This is a genomic window from Bacillus sp. TE8-1 (assembly GCF_008368855.1).
Classification (GTDB): domain Bacteria; phylum Bacillota; class Bacilli; order Bacillales; family Bacillaceae_G; genus Bacillus_A; species Bacillus_A cereus.
On record NZ_QPET01000012.1, the window covers coordinates 179,137 to 195,710 of the forward strand.

Consider the following 16,574-nt stretch of genomic DNA (forward strand, 5'->3'; position numbering starts at 1 on the left):
TTTTTTAACAGGAAATTTTAATGAAATAGAAATATAAATATACAAAAAATATATTTGTGTGTATAATATGAATTATTAGAACATATATATATTTCTTTCTGTTTGAAAATGAAAGGGCTAACATTTTTATGGAGGGTGGAAGTATGAAAAAAAAGATGCCAGTTTTTGTAGTATCAACAGTAGCAATGAGCATGATGTTAGGGGCATGTAGCTACCAAAAAGATGAACCGCAAGCGAACGCAAAAGGGGATAGCGGGAAAAGCGGTGCGAAGCAAGTTATTAACTTAATTGAAACGCAAGAAATTCCAACGATGGATCCAGCGTTATCAGCTGATGCAGTTTCTTCAAGAGTAATGGGTAATACGATGGAAGGCTTATACAGTTTAGGAAAAGATGATAAGCTAGTTCCTGGTGTAGCGAAGGAATTCCAAAAATCAGAAGATGGTAAAAAATATACATTTAAATTACGTGAAGACGCAAAATGGTCAAATGGTGATCCTGTGACGGCAAAAGATTTCGTATACGCATGGCAAAGAGCGATTAACCCAGATACAGCTGCGAAATCAGCGTACATTATGTATGATATAAAAAATGCAGAGAAAATTAATAAAAAAGAGATGAGTCCGGATCAATTAGGGGTAAAGGCGATTGATGATTATACATTAGAAGTGGAATTAGATAATTCAATTCCATACCTTGTAGATTTAATGGTATATCCAATCTTCTATCCTGTGAATGAAAAGTTTGTGAAAGAGCAAGGTACGAAGTTTGGTTTGGAAGCGAATACAACGCTTTATAACGGGCCATTTACATTAAGTGATTGGCAACATGAACGTAGCTTTAAAATGACAAAGAGCGCGTCATATTGGGACAATAAAGAAGTGAAGATTGAAGAAGTAAACTTTAATATTGTAAAAGATACATCTACGCCAATTAACTTATATGAAACAAATGCAATTGATCGAGCGTCGTTATTAGCGGAGTTTATTGATAAATATAAAGGAAAACCAGATTTCCAAACAGTAGAAGATACATCTGTATTCTTCCTTCGTTTAAATCAAAAAGATCCAGCTTTAGCAAATAAAAATATTCGTAAAGCAATTTCACTTGCTTTTGACCGTAAGCCATTCGTGGATACATTATTAAATAACGGTTCTAAGCCAGCAACAGGATTAATTCCTGATAACTTCATTAAAGGACCAGATAAAAAAGATTTCCGTGCTGTAAACGGGGATATTGTAAAACCAAACGTGAAAGAAGCGAAGAAATATTGGGAAGCTGGTAAAAAAGAACTTGGTAAAAATGAAATCGAATTAGAATTATTAAATGAAGATGTAGAGTTATCAAAGAAAACTGGTGAATATTTAAAAGGTGAATTAGAAAAGAATTTACCAGGTTTAACAGTAAAAATTAAACAACAACCATTCGCACAAAAACTAAAATTAGAAGATGCGGGCGATTATGTCATGTCATTCTCTGGATGGAGTGCGGACTTCCCAGATCCAATTACATATCTTGATATGTTTGTAACAGATGGGTCACAAAATAAGATGAAGTACTCTAATCCAAAATACGATGAAATCATTATGAAGGCGAAAAAAGATGGAAGCGATGTAAATGCTCGTTGGAAGAACTTATTAGAAGCAGAAAAAATGTTACTTGATGATGCTGCGATCGTTCCAGTATATCAACGTGGTAGAGCATATTTACAAAGAGATTCAATTAAAAATATGTATAACCATAAATATGGCGGCGATTTAAGCTTTAAATGGGCGTCAGTAGAGAAATAAGAAAAAAAGCAGGCGATCGCCTGCTTTTTTTTAATACGTTCGTTTCTTATAAATGCCTTTTCCGCCAACTTGGTTCCAGCCAGATTGTACACCCAAACTTTTGTTAACAAACTTCATTTTTTCTTTTCCACCAAAGAGCTTTTCGCCGATGCTATTTGTAATGACACCAATCAATGCTGTTATTCCGATGATGAGGGCAGCAACCGTAATAAAATCAATAAAAAAAGCAATCATTTGAAAACTCCCCCTTTGCCTGTCTGTATGTTTATTGTATGAGATAAAAAATGAAAAAGAAAGAAATGTCAGAAAAATATTTAATTTACTTTAGAAATCGTGTAGACAGGAGGGAGGATATTTGTTAAAATAAGAACAAATGTTCCTTTTTATTCTCATTTGTATAGTCTTACATTTCTTAATTGATTTATCAAGAAAAAGTAAGAAAACGTTCTCTTTTTCATAGGGAAGATTATAGATAAATAACTATATATTATATGAAAAATCTATGAGAAGTGAGTAGTAAAAGGATTGAAAGTTATTGTTAAAGTACAGCTGAAGTGAGCGTAATCATGTTACATAGCAGTGAAATGCACGGAAGAGTTTTCTCAACTAGCAGGAAATTTACTGTATATTTCTTGCAAAATCTATTGTATAATGATTATAGAAGTTACTTATTAAAAGTAATTGTTGTTTATTATAAGTTGTTGCTTACATGAAATGCGATTTTTGTACTTTTCAATAAGACAAGTTATCGCGAAAAATTGCTGAAGTTAGAAATTAAAACTGTATTTAGTACAGAATTTGTACTCTTTAAGGAGAGTGAGCTTTGTATGGTAACATTATATAGTTCTCCAAGCTGTACGTCTTGTAGAAAGGCGAAATTATGGCTAGAGGAAAATCATATTCCCTATACAGAACGTAATATTTTCTCAGATCCATTAACGATTGAGGAAATTAAAGAGATTTTACGTATGACAGAAAGCGGAACGGATGAGATTATTTCTACTCGTTCGAAAGTTTTCCAAGAATTGAATGTAAACTTAGAGTCTTTACCACTTCAAGATTTATATAAGATGATTCGTGACTATCCAGGGATTTTACGTCGTCCAATTATGATTGACGAGAAACGCCTTCAAGTTGGTTACAACGAAGACGAAATTCGTCGTTTCTTACCACGTACAGTAAGAACGTTCCAATTACGTGAAGCACAACGTCTTGTAAATTAATTATAATAATATGAAAACCTTCTACCTATTATATAGTAGAAGGTTTTTTTTAATGTTTCACATTGCGTAATCGAACTTGTTGTACGATAAAGCCGATGCATAAAATAGTGAAAATGAACAAATAAGGAATGCTTGTAGTGAAACTTGGATTGTTATGAAAAAAGGTTGCAAGTCTGTCTTCATGTGTAACCATTTTTCCTGCAGTATAGGCAAGAATCGCTGCCCCGCAATAAATGAGGAATGGAAATCGTTCCATAAGTATTAAAATAAGTTTGCTGCCCCAAATAATAATCGGGATAGAAATGAGTAAGCCGATTATGACGAGTAAAAATCTTCCGTGAGCTGCACCTGCAATGGCAATAACATTATCAAACCCCATAACGAGATCCGCGAAAACAATTGTCCGCACAGCTTGAAATAAAGTTGTTTTTCCTTGAATAGAAGAAAGATCGTTGCTATTATCGGTTAATAAATTGACTGCAATTAATGTAAGTAAAACCCCGCCAATCAATTGTAGAAATGGAATGTCGAGTAAATAGACAGCTAGTATAGTAAGGATGATTCTTAGTACAATCGCTAAAAGAGTACCGATCAAAATAGCCTTATTTCGTTTCGATTCAGGTAAATTTCGGCTAGCTAGTGCGATGACGATTGCATTGTCACCACCTAATACAACATCGATACCGACAATCATTAGTACGGATGTTAAAAACTCTAAGTCCATTCGTCTGCCTCCATTTATGATGTTTTAATAAGCGAACTATATGTATGTGATGAAGAAAGTTGTTGTTAAATAATCTCTTCTAATAGAAGTTTCACTTTATTACAGTGTACGGGGGAATGTGGAAATGTATGTCCAAATTTTTTGTAAGTAAGAAATCGCTATAATAATATATTTATGTAGTTTATCGAGGAAAGATAGGCATATAACTATTTTTGTAAAATAAATCGATTTTATTTCCATTCTGGAGAATCTTATCATAAAATGAGAGTACAAGGATCTATTGATTTGTCATATGAGTGGGGAATCCCTTCATAACAATTCTAAGCAGGAAGGGAGAGTTGTATTTTGGATATTGAAAGAATTAATGATCATACGATGAAATTTTTTATTACGTACATTGATATAGAGGATAGAGGATTTAATCGTGAAGAAATTTGGTATGATCGCGAACGAAGTGAAGAGCTCTTTTGGGAGATGATGGACGAAGCTCGTGATCATGACGATTTCTTTATTGATGGACCGTTATGGATTCAAGTGCAAGCAGTCGATAAAGGGATTGAAGTACTTGTCACGAAAGCAGAGCTTTCAAAGGACGGACAAAAGCTGGAACTACCGATAGGGGTAGACAAAATTATAGATATTCCTCTAGATGAAGGCATCGAATCATTATTCCAACAAGAATTAGTCGAAGAGGTAGAAGAACAAACAGGAACAAACTTTAATGAAGATGGTACGTTTGGCTTTTTAATTAAATTTAATGATTTTGAAGATGTCATTTCATTAAGTCATCGTCTTATCTTTGAAGATATAAAAGATGAGCTGTATTCATTTGAGGACCGCTATTATGTATATGTGGAATTCGATGAAGTGCTACATGATGAAGAAGAAATCGATCGTATTTTAAGTATTATTTTAGAATATGGAGAAGAATCAACTTTAACAATTCATCGTGTAAGTGAGTATGGAAAACAAATTGTGAAAGAGCATGCGCTTGAAACGATTCGCAATAATTTTCCTGCTAAAACGTAGGCCGATTTCTGTAGTATGAAATCGGCTTTTTATATGAAGAATAGGAAAGCTTTCTTAGTTAGGAGGTAAGAGATGAAAAATACGTTAAAGCTGATTTTCTTTATACTGCTATTGTTCGCATTATTTGTTTCGTTACGTATGTTTATTGATGTAGCATTTTATTCAGATGTGATTGGGATAAAAGATGTTTCGATTTTAGGTATTATTAGTATTTTATTTACAGTATCTGCGTTTTTAATTGGTTGCGTTATTTTCTTAGAAAATCGACATCCATCTAAAACACTTACATGGTTAATTGTTTTAGGGATTTTTCCGGTATTTGGTTTCTTTGCTTATTTATTATTTGGACAAAATTTTCGAAGAAAAAGAATGTTCCAAAAGAAGGCGTTACTTGATGAACAGGCGTTTTTACAATATAAAGGGCATGAAGATTACGAAGAACGAATTTTACGCAATCATAAGCATCAAGAACTGTTATTTCGTTTAGCGGATCGATTAGGAGCTTTAAATATTTCATTTCAAACTGAAACGAGGACATTAACAAATGGAGATGAAACGTTTCGGGCTATTTTAAATGGGTTAAAACGAGCGAAACATCACATTCATATGGAATATTACATTGTGCGTGATGATAAATTAGGAACAGAAATTAAAGATATTTTAATACAAAAATCGAAAGAAGGCGTTGTTGTTCGCTTTTTATATGATGCGGTTGGAAGTTTTAAGTTATCGAAATCGTATATTGAAGAATTAAACGATGCAGGTGTAGAAATGATTCCATTCTTTCCTGTGCGCTTTCCGATTTTAAACGATAAGATTAATTATCGAAATCATAGGAAAATTGTTGTGATTGATGGGAACGAAGGGTTTGTAGGCGGATTAAATATCGGTGATGAGTATTTAGGGAAAAATAAATATTTTGGCTTTTGGCGAGATACGCATTTGTATTTACGTGGTGAAGCGGTTCAAAGTTTACAACTTATTTTCCTTCAAGACTGGTTTTATATGACTGGAGAGGCTGTGCTAGCCCCTGAATATTTACAAGCAAAAGCAGTTGAGGGTGATCATTGGGGAGGAGTGCAGCTAGTTGCAGGTGGCCCCGATAATAAGTGGGAAACGATTAAGCATTTATATTTCGCAATGATCGCTTCTGCTCGGAAATCAATTTGGATTGCAACGCCGTATTTTATTCCGGATGATGATATTTTATCCGCATTAAAGGTTGCTGCACTTGCTGGTATTGATGTTCGTTTATTAATGCCGAGTAAACCGGATAAGCGTACTGTCTTTTACGCATCGAGATCGTACTTCCCAGAGCTTTTAGATGCAGGAGTAAAGATATATGAATACGAAAAAGGTTTTCTTCATAGTAAAATTGTCATCGTTGATTCTGATTTAGCTTCAATTGGGACAGCTAATATGGATATGAGAAGTTTTCATTTGAATTTTGAAGTAAATGCCTTTTTATATGATACAGATAGCATTCGAAAACTTGTTCAAGACTTTAAAGATGATTTAGAAGAATCAAGTGAAATTCATGGTGATCATTTTCATAAAAGACGTCTTCATAGACGAATTGTTGAATCAACGTACCGATTATTATCACCTTTATTATAAAAAGAGATGTCCGAAATTGGGACATCTCTTTTTTAAAAGGAATTTGTAACAAATTGTAGAATATAAGGAGCTGAAAGGGTGTGATTACGATATTTATCGCTAAAAGAGAAAACGGTGAAAAAATTCATTTACTCTATAATTGTAATGAAGAGCTTTTGCGCCGTATGCGTCAACAAGAACGATTCTTTTGTGTAGCTTGCGGAAAGGAAGTGCAAATGAAATTAGGGAAACAAAAAAGTTGGCATTTTGCTCATAAAAAAGTGGATTCATGTCTTGCCTTTTATGAAGCGGAATCAAAGTATCATATGCATGGTAAAGAATTGTTATATAGATGGTTCAAACGTCAAAACTTTCAGGTGGATATAGAGTACTACCTCCCAGAAATTAAGCAACGACCAGATGTTTTTGTAGAGAGGGCGGGTAGAAAAATTGCAATTGAATACCAATGTGCAAACCTCGCTATAGAGCAGCTGTACAAAAGAACATATTCGTATTGGCAAGCTGGTATACAGGTCATTTGGATCGTTGGTGGAAATCAATTGAAAAAGCAATCTGCATATTGGATGAAATTTTCCTCACTTATGGCTTTCTCCTTACAATCTTATCCTCAGCCACTTCTTATTTTCTTCTGTCCGAAACAAAAATCATTTATGAAATGTGCATTTGTCACTCCCTTTTCTACAAATGTTTTTTTCTCACATACTATATATTTACCAACTGATGCGACTACTTTTGAAATGCTTTTTTCTCCTGTTCCTTTCGGGAAAGAAAGATTGGGTGAAGAGTGGAAGAAGAGAAAGAAAAACTTTCGCCAAAATGCCTTACCGATTTGGAATTATAATTATAAGTCATTATTACGCCTCTTATATCAATTTAAATGTACCCCAGCGAGCTTTCCTTCTGAAATTGGTGTTCCACTCCCTTCTGCATTTGCTTTTCAAACAAACCCATTTATATGGCAAGCTTTTCTATATATGAAGTGTATAGGGGAGTTTGCAGTGGGAGAGTGTATTTCTCTTCAATACGTGTGTAGTTATGTAAAAAGGTATACGAAAAGGCGGATACTTCCGTACTTTTCGCAGCACATATGGAAAATGGCAGTTACTGAATATATGACATTTTTATGCTATATAGGTGTTTTACGTAAAGTGGGAACTTATACGTACCGAAAAATAAGGGATGCCGTGATGTTAAAAACAGAGGAGGAAATTATGAAACATGATGAGATTTGCTTAATACATGCGCTATCTTTATTTGAGGCAAATTTTAACATGAGAGGAGGAAAAGCGGATATAATAAAGAATGATTGTGAAGGAATTACATAAGAAAAAAACGAATTGTACTTAAGTAGAGATATTTAAAGGAGGGCTTAAAGAATGTCTGAACAAAACAAAGCGAAAGCATTACCAGATCGCAACGAGATTGAAGAAGCAAGTACGTGGCGATTAGAAGATATTTTCCAAACGGATGCAGAATGGGAAAAAGAATTCCAAGCTATTAAAGAGCTATTACCGAAGTTAACTGAATTTAAAGGGAAACTTGGTGACTCTGCGGACAATTTACTTGAGGCATTGCAATATGAAGATGAAATATCAATGCGATTAGGTAAGTTATATACATATGCTCATATGCGTTACGATCAAGATACAACAAACTCTGTATATCAAGCATTAAATGATCGTGCAACAAATTTATATTCACAAGTATCTAGTAGCACAGCGTATATTGTGCCTGAAATTTTATCGATTTCAGAAGATACATTGCAAACATTCTTGAAGGAAAATAGAGATTTAAGTGTATATGAACATGCATTAGAAGAAATTACACGTCAACGCCCGCACGTATTATCAGAAGCTGAGGAAGCTTTATTAGCGGAAGCATCTGAAGTAATGAGTTCATCAAGCAATACATTTGGTATGTTGAATAACGCGGATTTAAAATTCCCATCTATTAAAGGGGAAGACGGAGAAGAAATAGAAATTACACATGGCCGTTACATTCAGTTTTTAGAAAGTGATGATCCTCGTGTTCGCAAAGATGCATTTAAAGCTGTATATGAAACGTACGGAAAATTTAAAAATACATTCGCAAGTACGTTAAGCGGAGCAGTAAAACGTAATAATTTCAATGCGCGTGTTCGTAAATATGATTCTGCTCGCCAAGCTGCACTGAGCAATAATAATATTCCGGAAGCAGTATACGATCAACTCGTTGAAACAGTAAATGACAACTTACATTTATTACACCGTTACATCGATATTCGTAAGCGTGCACTAGGACTTGATGAGCTTCATATGTATGATTTATATACACCACTTGTACCAGAAGTGAAAATGAATGTGAAATACGAAGAAGCGCAAGACCTTTTATTAAAATCTTTAAACGTACTTGGTGATGAATATGTTGATATTTTGAAAGAGGCATATGAAAATCGCTGGGTAGATGTGTATGAGAATAAAGGAAAACGAAGCGGGGCATATTCATCTGGTGCATATGGAACAAATCCGTATATTTTAATGAACTGGCATGATAATGTAAATAATTTATTTACACTTGCTCATGAGTTTGGTCATTCGGTGCATAGTTACTATACAAGAAAAACACAACCGCACGTATATGGTGATTATTCCATCTTCGTAGCAGAAGTGGCATCTACTTGTAATGAAGCACTTCTAAATGATTATTTATTAAAAACGACAGAAGATAAGAAAGAGCGTCTATATTTATTAAATCATTATTTAGAAGGGTTCCGTGGTACTGTATTCCGTCAAACGATGTTTGCAGAGTTTGAACATATTATTCATAAGAAAGTACAAGAAGGACATGCTGTTACGCCAGACATGTTAACGGAAATTTACTATGATTTAAATAAGAAATATTTCGGTGACGCTTTAGTAATCGACGAAGAGATTGGTTTAGAATGGTCTCGTATTCCACACTTCTACTACAACTATTACGTATATCAATACGCAACAGGATTTAGTGCAGCGACAGCTCTATCTAAACAGATTTTAGAAGAAGGACAACCAGCAGTAGAACGTTATATTAACGAGTTCTTAAAAGCAGGAAGCTCTGATTATCCAATTGAAGTGCTGAAAAAAGCAGGAGTAGATATGGCATCTCCTGAACCAGTAAAAGAGGCACTACAAGTATTTGAAGAGAAATTAAATGAATTAGAAGCATTATTATTTGAAGAAAAGTAATGAAAAAAGACGAGGGATTGTATCCTCGTCTTTTTGTTGAATAGATTCAATGTCGATATTTGTCGGAGAGAAAGGTGAATTTCTTTGTTTTTCTAACTGAAAGGATAGTTTTACGACTGATTTTTAAAATTAAAACCCTTTGAATCGTTTTTTATAATTGAAATAAGAGAGAGTGATAACGATGATTCCGAATAAAAGAGGTAAGGCAATAATTTTAGGAAAAGCTTGTAGTAGAGAGAGGATGTACAAGAAAAAAGAAACGATGACAGCTAGAAAGAGAAGAGCAATATAAGATTTTTTCATAAATAAACCCCCTAAATGACCTTTTTTATAGCTTATTCAAAAATGAAAACGTTTAGAATGTGACAAAAGTGTGAAATTCGACAAAAGGGGTTGTCATCTGACGTCGAATCTTGTAATATAATAAGCGTGAACGAATTCACATACAAACATATACCCCTTTGTTTGAACGTGAAAATTTCTCCCATCCCCTTTAATATTTTTATAAGCCGTAAAGAAGAAGACCTGGTGTTTACACCAGGTCTTCTTCTTTTGCTATCCATTTCCAATAACGTTCGCATTTTACTTCTATCATTTGTACTTTTCGTTTCAGTTGTAATTTTTTTAGTTCGCGTTCAATTTCTTGTTGCGGACAATCATAAATAAATGCTACTTCTTTTGAAGATATAAATTGTGTTGCTTCTAGTAACACTTCTAAAGGTGGTAATGGTTCTGGCTCAATTTCACATTTTACAAGTTCTTTCAATAATTGTACGTATACATCGTAGGAATAATTTCCAGAGATTTTAATGCCTTCTTCATCTGAGTTCGCATGAAAAAAGACGAGGGAAGGTATTTCTGTAATATGCATTTCATTCGTGAATTTCAAGTCACATTGGAAAGCTTTTTTTGCACTAGCAGAATGTAGATCTTTTTTAAATTCTTCTACATCAATATTGCTATCTTTCGCACATGCAAGTAATAGTTCGCAGTCAGGGTTTGATACATTTTCAAGGAAAATGTATTCTTGGAGTTTTCGCAAAAACTTCGAACCTGCTTTTCGGCCTTGCAACTCCGCTGCCTTAATTGCCATCGAAACTAAATATGGTGTTGACGATGCTTCTTGCATATGTACCTTTCCATCACATGAAAAACCTTGTAAACTGGTTGTCTTTTCCCACACAAATCGAATATTAGCAGGTTTATTCCATTTGTGTGAGGAAGCGTTCGTTCCATCCACTTTTCCTGTTACGATATGACGAATAGAGAAGTATTTCCCGTATTCAAGCCATAGTTTAATAATAAAAGGCTCAATTTCCCAGCAATCTTTACAAAGTGGATCAATAAATAAATATGCTTCTACAGACTTATGCTCGCATGCGGAAGGAGATGGCATATTTATATGCTTTGCTTCCTGCTTATCCATTACACTTCACCTGTTTCGTTTGGAGTATTAACCATATGCTGAGCGGTTAATGCTAAACGTTCAAAAACAAACTCTCTTATATGACCATGAACTCCAGTATCATCCATTGCTTGCTCCATACATGATAGCCAAGCCTCTGCTCGTTTTGGAGTAATCTCAAACGGAAGATGGCGTGCCCTTAACATAGGATGACCATGTTCTTCAGTGTACAAATTAGGACCACCTAAATATTGTGTTAAAAATTGCTTCTGCTTCCTAGCGGTTTCTGTTAAATCTTCCGGGAAGATGGGAGATAAGTCAGGGTGTTTACTGACATAGGAATAAAATGTATCTACTAATATTGCAATGCATTGTTCACCGCCAATTGCTTCAAATGGTGTCATCGGTTGCTTGCTCATCCTTTATAAACTCCTTTTTCCATGAAATGTATATCTATTGTAGCAATGGAATGTTCGAGAGGGCAAATAAACAGCTTTCTCAAAGATTCTTTGCTTATTCTACGGGTGTAAACTTTTTTAGTGAGATGTATCCACTAGTGAAACATATTCACTAGTGGAATTTTCACTTTAGCGTGCTTTTTTTTGTTTGGCAAGGAAAAAGCGTTTTACTTTGTTATTTGTATGGCGAACAGGTATGTTATGTTGCGTTAATAAATGAATAAATGCAGCTTTTCCTGTTTCTTCATCTTGTACTTCAAATTCAATTTCATAATCATCGTGATTGTAATAGAAACTATGATCAAAGACAAGCGTTCCGCCTTTAAATAATGTTTCTGCTCTTTCTGTTGTTAAACTACCCATATATGTTAAAGCAGAAACAGGAATTTGTAATTTGTGTAATTGATCTACTACTGCTCCTTGAATGATTGTGTTTGTTTCCATCATCATTTTTGCTTCGTCTTCTGTTACGACTTGATGCGTTTCTAATAAACCGATTTCTGCAGGTTGTTTCAACGTTAACGTATAAGTTTCTCCTTTATGACGAATACGAAGTGCAGAGCCAGCTTCTTTTAACGAGAAGTCAGGTGTTTCAAAGTAGTGATTCACTTGTTTTGTAAATGCTTCAATAGAAAACGATTTACATAATGTATCGAATTCTTCTTTTGTAACGATATTTTTGAATTCAATTTCAATTTCTTGTGTCATTGTATAATCTCCTTTTGAAAAATAATTCTTTACACATTATCGCTTTTTCATAAATTTGGTTCAATGTTTTATTTGTTTGCGTCCATGTTATGATACAATAATACTGTTAAGTAAGACAGGAAGTTGAGATGGAGGAGTTAGAGCATGCAAAATAAAATCCAAGTTAAGAGCGTAGAAAAGAGAGAGAATGCTCTTATTTTTTGTGCGGAAAATAGTGAAATAGAGGTAAAGGAGTTAAGTGCGCGTAATCACGTACTTGTAGACTCAGACAATTTATCATTTTTATATATCTTAGAAAATGAATCATCTTTCATTTATGTAAGTATTCCGCACACATGCTGGGAAGCAATGCATGAAGCGATGAATAACGATGTGGTTATGTTCGTTCGCGTGAATGACATTGAAATGGAATTAGAAGGATTAAAAGAAGAAGTAGAATATTTAGTTAAAAATATTGAAGGTAATGCAAATTACGGAGAAGAGTTAGTAACTGCTGTAGAAAAAGTATTTCTATAAGCAAATGGATTGATTTTGGTGGTGGTTGAAATGAATCGAAATTGGGAAGAATTTTTAGCACCTTACCACCAAGCGGTGGCAGAGCTAAAAGTGAAACTAAAAGGAATGCGTACTCAATTTGCAATGTTAACAGAGCATTCTCCAATTGAGTTTGTAACAGGAAGGGTAAAGTCGGTTGCAAGTATTATTGATAAAGCGGAGAAGAGAAATGTACCGCTAGACCGATTGAGAGAAGATATGCAGGATATTGCTGGGCTTAGAATGATGTGTCAATTTGTTGATGAGATTAAGCCTGTTGTAGAATATCTTCGAAAACGAAATGACTTTGAAATCGTGGAAGAACGTGATTATGTCACGCAAAAGAAAGATAGCGGTTATCGTTCTTATCATGTTGTCATTAGTTATCCTGTTCAAACGATTCAAGGTGAACAAAAAGTATTGGTAGAAATCCAAATACGCACGCTAGCAATGAACTTTTGGGCAACAATTGAGCATTCTTTAAATTATAAATATAGTGGACGTTTTCCTGAAGATATTAAAATACGATTGCAACGTGCAGCTGAAGCGGCGTTTTTATTAGATGAAGAAATGTCTTCTATTCGTCTTGAAATTCAAGAAGCGCAAAAGGCTTTTTCAAGAAAGCAAGAAACGAAAGATTCCGAATCATAAACTAAAGGGTGTTGGGCGATGAAATTTACAATTATGTCAAAGGGAGATCAATCATCAGATACACTGGCAAGCACGATGAAAGAGTACTTGCTAGATTTTGGATTTATAATGGATGAAAAGGAACCCGATATTGTAATTTCTGTTGGGGGAGATGGAACGCTTTTATATGCGTTTCATCGTTATTATAATCGATTGGATGAAACAGCATTTGTTGGTGTACATACAGGACATCTAGGTTTCTATGCAGATTGGTTACCGACAGAAGTAGAGAAATTAGTAATTGCGATTGCGAAAACACCATTCCAAGTGGTGGAATATCCGCTTTTAGAAGTTATTATTCGCTATGTGAATGGAAGTAAAGAGTCACAGTATTTAGCGATGAATGAGGCGACTGTAAAAAGTGCAGAAGGTACATTAGTAACAGAAGTAGAAATACGCGGAGAATATTTTGAAACATTCCGCGGAGATGGCCTTTGTATCTCTACTCCTTCAGGAAGTACCGCATATAATAAAGCGCTTGGCGGAGCAATTATTCACCCATCTATTGAAGCGATTCAAATTGCAGAAATGGCGTCCATTAACAATCGTGTATTTCGTACTGTAGGATCACCACTCGTATTGCCGAAGCATCATACATGTGTGTTAAAGCCAGCTGCAGGGATGAACTTACAAATTACAGTGGATCACTTAACGATGGTTCATCAAGATGTGAAATCAATCCAGTATCGCGTCGCAAACGAGAAAGTACGATTTGTTCGTTTCCGCCCATTCCCGTTCTGGAAACGAGTTCGTGACTCGTTTGTTGCAGATAAATAGAAAGGGTTATATATTTGAACAGATTTACATTGAAATGGGATATAGGGCCGGCTGAAGAGGGAACTTTAGTTAGGGAATTTTTGAAAACGAGAGGTATTTCTAAAGCCGCTTTAACGGATATAAAGTTTCATGGCGGAGCAATTGAAGTAAATGGTCAACATGCGAGTGTTCGTCATCAGTTGCGTGCTGGTGAAGAATTACGTGTCTTTTTTCCAGTGGAGGAAAGAAGTGAAGGGATGATGGCAGAAGATATTCCTTTATGCATTATATATGAAGATGACGCGGTTCTTATCATTAATAAAGAGGCGAATATGTCAACGATTCCGTCTAGAGAACATCCGGCAGGAAGTGTTGCCAATGCGCTGTTATCTCATTATGATAAGCAGCATCTTGCAAGTACAGTGCACATCGTAACACGTTTAGATCGTGATACTTCGGGGCTTATGCTTATTGCAAAAAATCGTTTCGTGCATCATCTTTTATCGAAGCAGCATCAACAAAAAGCTGTGAAACGAACGTATGAAGCAATTGTTCACGGAAAGATTGTAGAACGAGAAGGAATGATTGATGCACCAATTGGTCGAAAATCTGATAGCATTATTGAGCGAACGGTTTGTGAGGATGGACAAAGGGCAGTTACTCATTTTAAAGTAATTGATAGTACATATCATAAGACACATGTAGCGCTTGAGCTTGAGACAGGAAGAACGCATCAAATTCGTGTGCATATGGCTCATATAGGACATCCATTACTTGGTGATAGCTTATATGGAGGGAGAAGGGATGAAATGAAACGGCAAGCACTTCATAGTAAATCTTTGACGTTTTATCATCCTATTTTAGAGAAAGAGATGTCTTTCACTATAAAGCTTCCAAGCGATATGCAAGAAGTGTTGCGGCATACTTAAAAAGGGAACAAAATTCTTATATTATAAAGAATTTTGTTCCCTTTTTCTTAGCGGAATAATATTAAAATTTGGTTTTCACCCGTACGCTTTATAACGAAAAATCCACTTTCGGCTTTTGTAGCAATGCCATTGTCATTTGGAAGACAAAATCCATGTGCTTCGCAAGTGCCGTCATCACGTACTAACATTTGTCCAATTAATCCGACAGGAAGCCACTCGGCGCGATCTTTTCTTGCTACATATTTGCGAGTTGGATCCCATTCTGTATTTAAAAGAGGTTGTATTTCTTCGGTTTCCGTCCATACATATTGGCGTTTTCCAAAGTTATCTGTTTTATAACGTTTTTCCCAACTTAAAGCCCCGCTATTTCCTATAAGGGCAGGGGTTGCACTAGATATTCCTAAAATGAACGAGTCGTGTGAAGTAGCTATCCGAATTTTTTCTTCGCTACTAAATGTAACGAAATAACCGACATCAATAGGTTTATGATCTTCGGTTTCAAACATTTGTGCAAAATCCGTTCCACTTGCATTGTAAGACGCACCCTCAATGTACATTTCTCCATTATGGGCAAGCCATTTAGCCCCGATATTATGGTCGGTGTCGCTTACACCATTTGCAATAAACCAAGAATAAGCTTCTTCTGCAGTGCCGAAGCGCCCCATAATATGGCTACCTGCAAAATGAGCTGTTGATGTATGATGACCTTCCGCATGAGAAGAGGATCCGTTAGCGATAGTTGCGGTTCCTTCTGCGTGTGCTGCTTCGCCTAAAGCAATCGTCTGTTTACCCTCTGCATGAGAATAAGCTCCGCCTGCTGTCGTTTCACTTCCCTCACTATGGGAACTATGTCCGGTTGCTTTTGAGTTTGATCCTTCTGCATGAGAGAAAGAACCTTTTGCATGTGTTAATAAGCCTTCCGCATGTGCTGCCATGCCCTCCGCATGAGAGTGAAGCCCTTCCGCATATGCATATCGGCCGCCCCTTTTAACTTTTGTATTTTCAGGTGTAGGTGTCTCAATTATGAGTGGTTTTTCAGTTTGTATATCATTCGATGAAGCCAATGCCTCTTTTATTTTTTTTACTTTGTTTATAATAGCAGCTGGAATTTCTGGTTCCACTTTTTTATTTATTGCTACAGAAATATTTTCTTCCGTCTTTTCTTCTGTTTGATTAGAATGTATTACCTGTTCATCTTGATTTGAGAGCTGTTTATTTTTTTGTTGCATCTTTATTTTTCTGCGATCGATTATGCGGCTCATCACAGCATTTTCTAAAGAGACATATGTTGGTTTTACTTTGCTTTTTTTTGATGACTCTTGTTCTTCCAGTTCTTCTATCGCTGCAGCCCGAATACTACACCAGTTGTTAATTCCGTACATGGGCAGATATAAAGGGGGAAATTTTCTTTTTTGTTTAGAAGATTTTTTCTTCATTCTGTCACCTCCTGCGACATTATATGTAGTGTAATTAAAAAAAGATGCACTTTATTGCATCTTTTTTTAATT

The 16,574-nt window shown here is 35.3% G+C and carries 17 protein-coding genes; 10 read left to right on the top strand and 7 right to left on the bottom strand.

Annotated features, from left to right (window positions below; genetic code table 11):
- Nucleotides 1-143 precede the first annotated feature (143 nt).
- A complete protein-coding gene (locus DN404_RS10340; RefSeq protein WP_000728609.1) occupies nucleotides 144-1,790 on the top strand; it encodes a peptide ABC transporter substrate-binding protein in 1,647 nt (548 codons plus the stop codon).
- 30 nt (nucleotides 1,791-1,820) lie between these two features.
- Here the strand turns inward: DN404_RS10340 and DN404_RS10345 are convergent, their stop codons facing one another.
- The gene (locus tag DN404_RS10345) at nucleotides 1,821-2,024 is read right to left on the bottom strand and encodes a hypothetical protein (RefSeq protein ID WP_000559972.1); all 204 of its coding nucleotides are present in this window, start codon (nucleotides 2,022-2,024) and stop codon (nucleotides 1,821-1,823) included.
- A gap of 593 nt (nucleotides 2,025-2,617) precedes the next feature.
- Between DN404_RS10345 and spx the strand changes: the two genes are divergently transcribed.
- The gene (spx, locus tag DN404_RS10350) at nucleotides 2,618-3,013 is read left to right on the top strand and encodes a transcriptional regulator Spx (RefSeq protein ID WP_000258267.1); all 396 of its coding nucleotides are present in this window, start codon (nucleotides 2,618-2,620) and stop codon (nucleotides 3,011-3,013) included.
- A gap of 49 nt (nucleotides 3,014-3,062) precedes the next feature.
- On the opposite strand, the gene DN404_RS10355 is transcribed toward spx, so the two are convergent.
- Complete coding sequence (locus DN404_RS10355; protein ID WP_000362607.1) at nucleotides 3,063-3,737, bottom strand: TerC family protein; 675 nt, start codon at nucleotides 3,735-3,737, stop codon at nucleotides 3,063-3,065.
- 345 nt (nucleotides 3,738-4,082) lie between these two features.
- Between DN404_RS10355 and mecA the strand changes: the two genes are divergently transcribed.
- The 4 genes from mecA to pepF all read left to right on the top strand — a co-directional run bounded on the left by mecA (nucleotide 4,083) and on the right by pepF (nucleotide 9,586).
- Complete coding sequence (gene mecA, locus DN404_RS10360) at nucleotides 4,083-4,766, top strand: adaptor protein MecA (RefSeq protein ID WP_000350713.1); 684 nt, start codon at nucleotides 4,083-4,085, stop codon at nucleotides 4,764-4,766.
- A gap of 72 nt (nucleotides 4,767-4,838) precedes the next feature.
- On the top strand, nucleotides 4,839-6,383 hold the full coding sequence (locus DN404_RS10365) for a cardiolipin synthase (RefSeq protein ID WP_000799194.1): 1,545 nt from the start codon (nucleotides 4,839-4,841) through the stop codon (nucleotides 6,381-6,383).
- An 80-nt stretch (nucleotides 6,384-6,463) separates the two neighbouring features.
- A complete protein-coding gene (locus tag DN404_RS10370) occupies nucleotides 6,464-7,708 on the top strand; it encodes a competence protein CoiA (RefSeq protein WP_149215038.1) in 1,245 nt (414 codons plus the stop codon).
- A gap of 51 nt (nucleotides 7,709-7,759) precedes the next feature.
- The gene (pepF, locus tag DN404_RS10375) at nucleotides 7,760-9,586 is read left to right on the top strand and encodes an oligoendopeptidase F (RefSeq protein WP_000003348.1); all 1,827 of its coding nucleotides are present in this window, start codon (nucleotides 7,760-7,762) and stop codon (nucleotides 9,584-9,586) included.
- Between the two features lie 129 nt (nucleotides 9,587-9,715).
- On the opposite strand, the gene DN404_RS30525 is transcribed toward pepF, so the two are convergent.
- The 4 genes from DN404_RS30525 to DN404_RS10390 form a co-directional block, all read right to left on the bottom strand.
- Nucleotides 9,716-9,889, bottom strand: a complete 174-nt coding sequence (locus DN404_RS30525) for a hypothetical protein (RefSeq protein WP_000750355.1) — start codon at nucleotides 9,887-9,889, stop codon at nucleotides 9,716-9,718.
- A 229-nt stretch (nucleotides 9,890-10,118) separates the two neighbouring features.
- Complete coding sequence (locus DN404_RS10380; RefSeq protein ID WP_149215039.1) at nucleotides 10,119-11,012, bottom strand: ClpXP adapter SpxH family protein; 894 nt, start codon at nucleotides 11,010-11,012, stop codon at nucleotides 10,119-10,121.
- Nucleotides 11,012-11,410, bottom strand: coding sequence for a globin domain-containing protein (locus DN404_RS10385; RefSeq protein WP_000043386.1), 399 nt, complete (start codon nucleotides 11,408-11,410; stop codon nucleotides 11,012-11,014). The genes DN404_RS10380 and DN404_RS10385 overlap by 1 nt, the downstream gene beginning before the upstream one ends.
- Before the next feature lie 168 nt (nucleotides 11,411-11,578).
- Nucleotides 11,579-12,157 carry a CYTH domain-containing protein gene (locus DN404_RS10390; protein ID WP_000191121.1) on the bottom strand — a complete coding sequence of 193 codons (579 nt, stop codon included), beginning with the start codon at nucleotides 12,155-12,157 and terminating at the stop codon, nucleotides 11,579-11,581.
- A 144-nt stretch (nucleotides 12,158-12,301) separates the two neighbouring features.
- On the opposite strand from DN404_RS10390, the gene DN404_RS10395 reads away from it, so the two are divergent.
- From DN404_RS10395 to DN404_RS10410, 4 genes are read left to right on the top strand one after another with little or no spacing between them, the layout of a single operon-like run.
- Nucleotides 12,302-12,673: a UPF0738 family protein gene (locus DN404_RS10395; protein ID WP_131250275.1), complete on the top strand. Its 372-nt coding sequence runs from the start codon at nucleotides 12,302-12,304 to the stop codon at nucleotides 12,671-12,673.
- Nucleotides 12,674-12,703: 30 nt separating this feature from the next.
- Complete coding sequence (gene yjbM / locus DN404_RS10400) at nucleotides 12,704-13,342, top strand: GTP diphosphokinase (RefSeq protein WP_001081482.1); 639 nt, start codon at nucleotides 12,704-12,706, stop codon at nucleotides 13,340-13,342.
- Nucleotides 13,343-13,360: 18 nt separating this feature from the next.
- Nucleotides 13,361-14,158 carry an NAD kinase gene (locus DN404_RS10405; RefSeq protein ID WP_000673190.1) on the top strand — a complete coding sequence of 266 codons (798 nt, stop codon included), beginning with the start codon at nucleotides 13,361-13,363 and terminating at the stop codon, nucleotides 14,156-14,158.
- Between the two features lie 14 nt (nucleotides 14,159-14,172).
- Entirely contained in the window at nucleotides 14,173-15,066 is an 894-nt protein-coding gene (locus tag DN404_RS10410) for an RluA family pseudouridine synthase (protein ID WP_149215040.1), read from the top strand.
- A gap of 47 nt (nucleotides 15,067-15,113) precedes the next feature.
- Here the strand turns inward: DN404_RS10410 and DN404_RS10415 are convergent, their stop codons facing one another.
- A complete protein-coding gene (locus tag DN404_RS10415; RefSeq protein WP_000730518.1) occupies nucleotides 15,114-16,502 on the bottom strand; it encodes a peptidase G2 autoproteolytic cleavage domain-containing protein in 1,389 nt (462 codons plus the stop codon).
- Nucleotides 16,503-16,574: the final 72 nt, after the last annotated feature.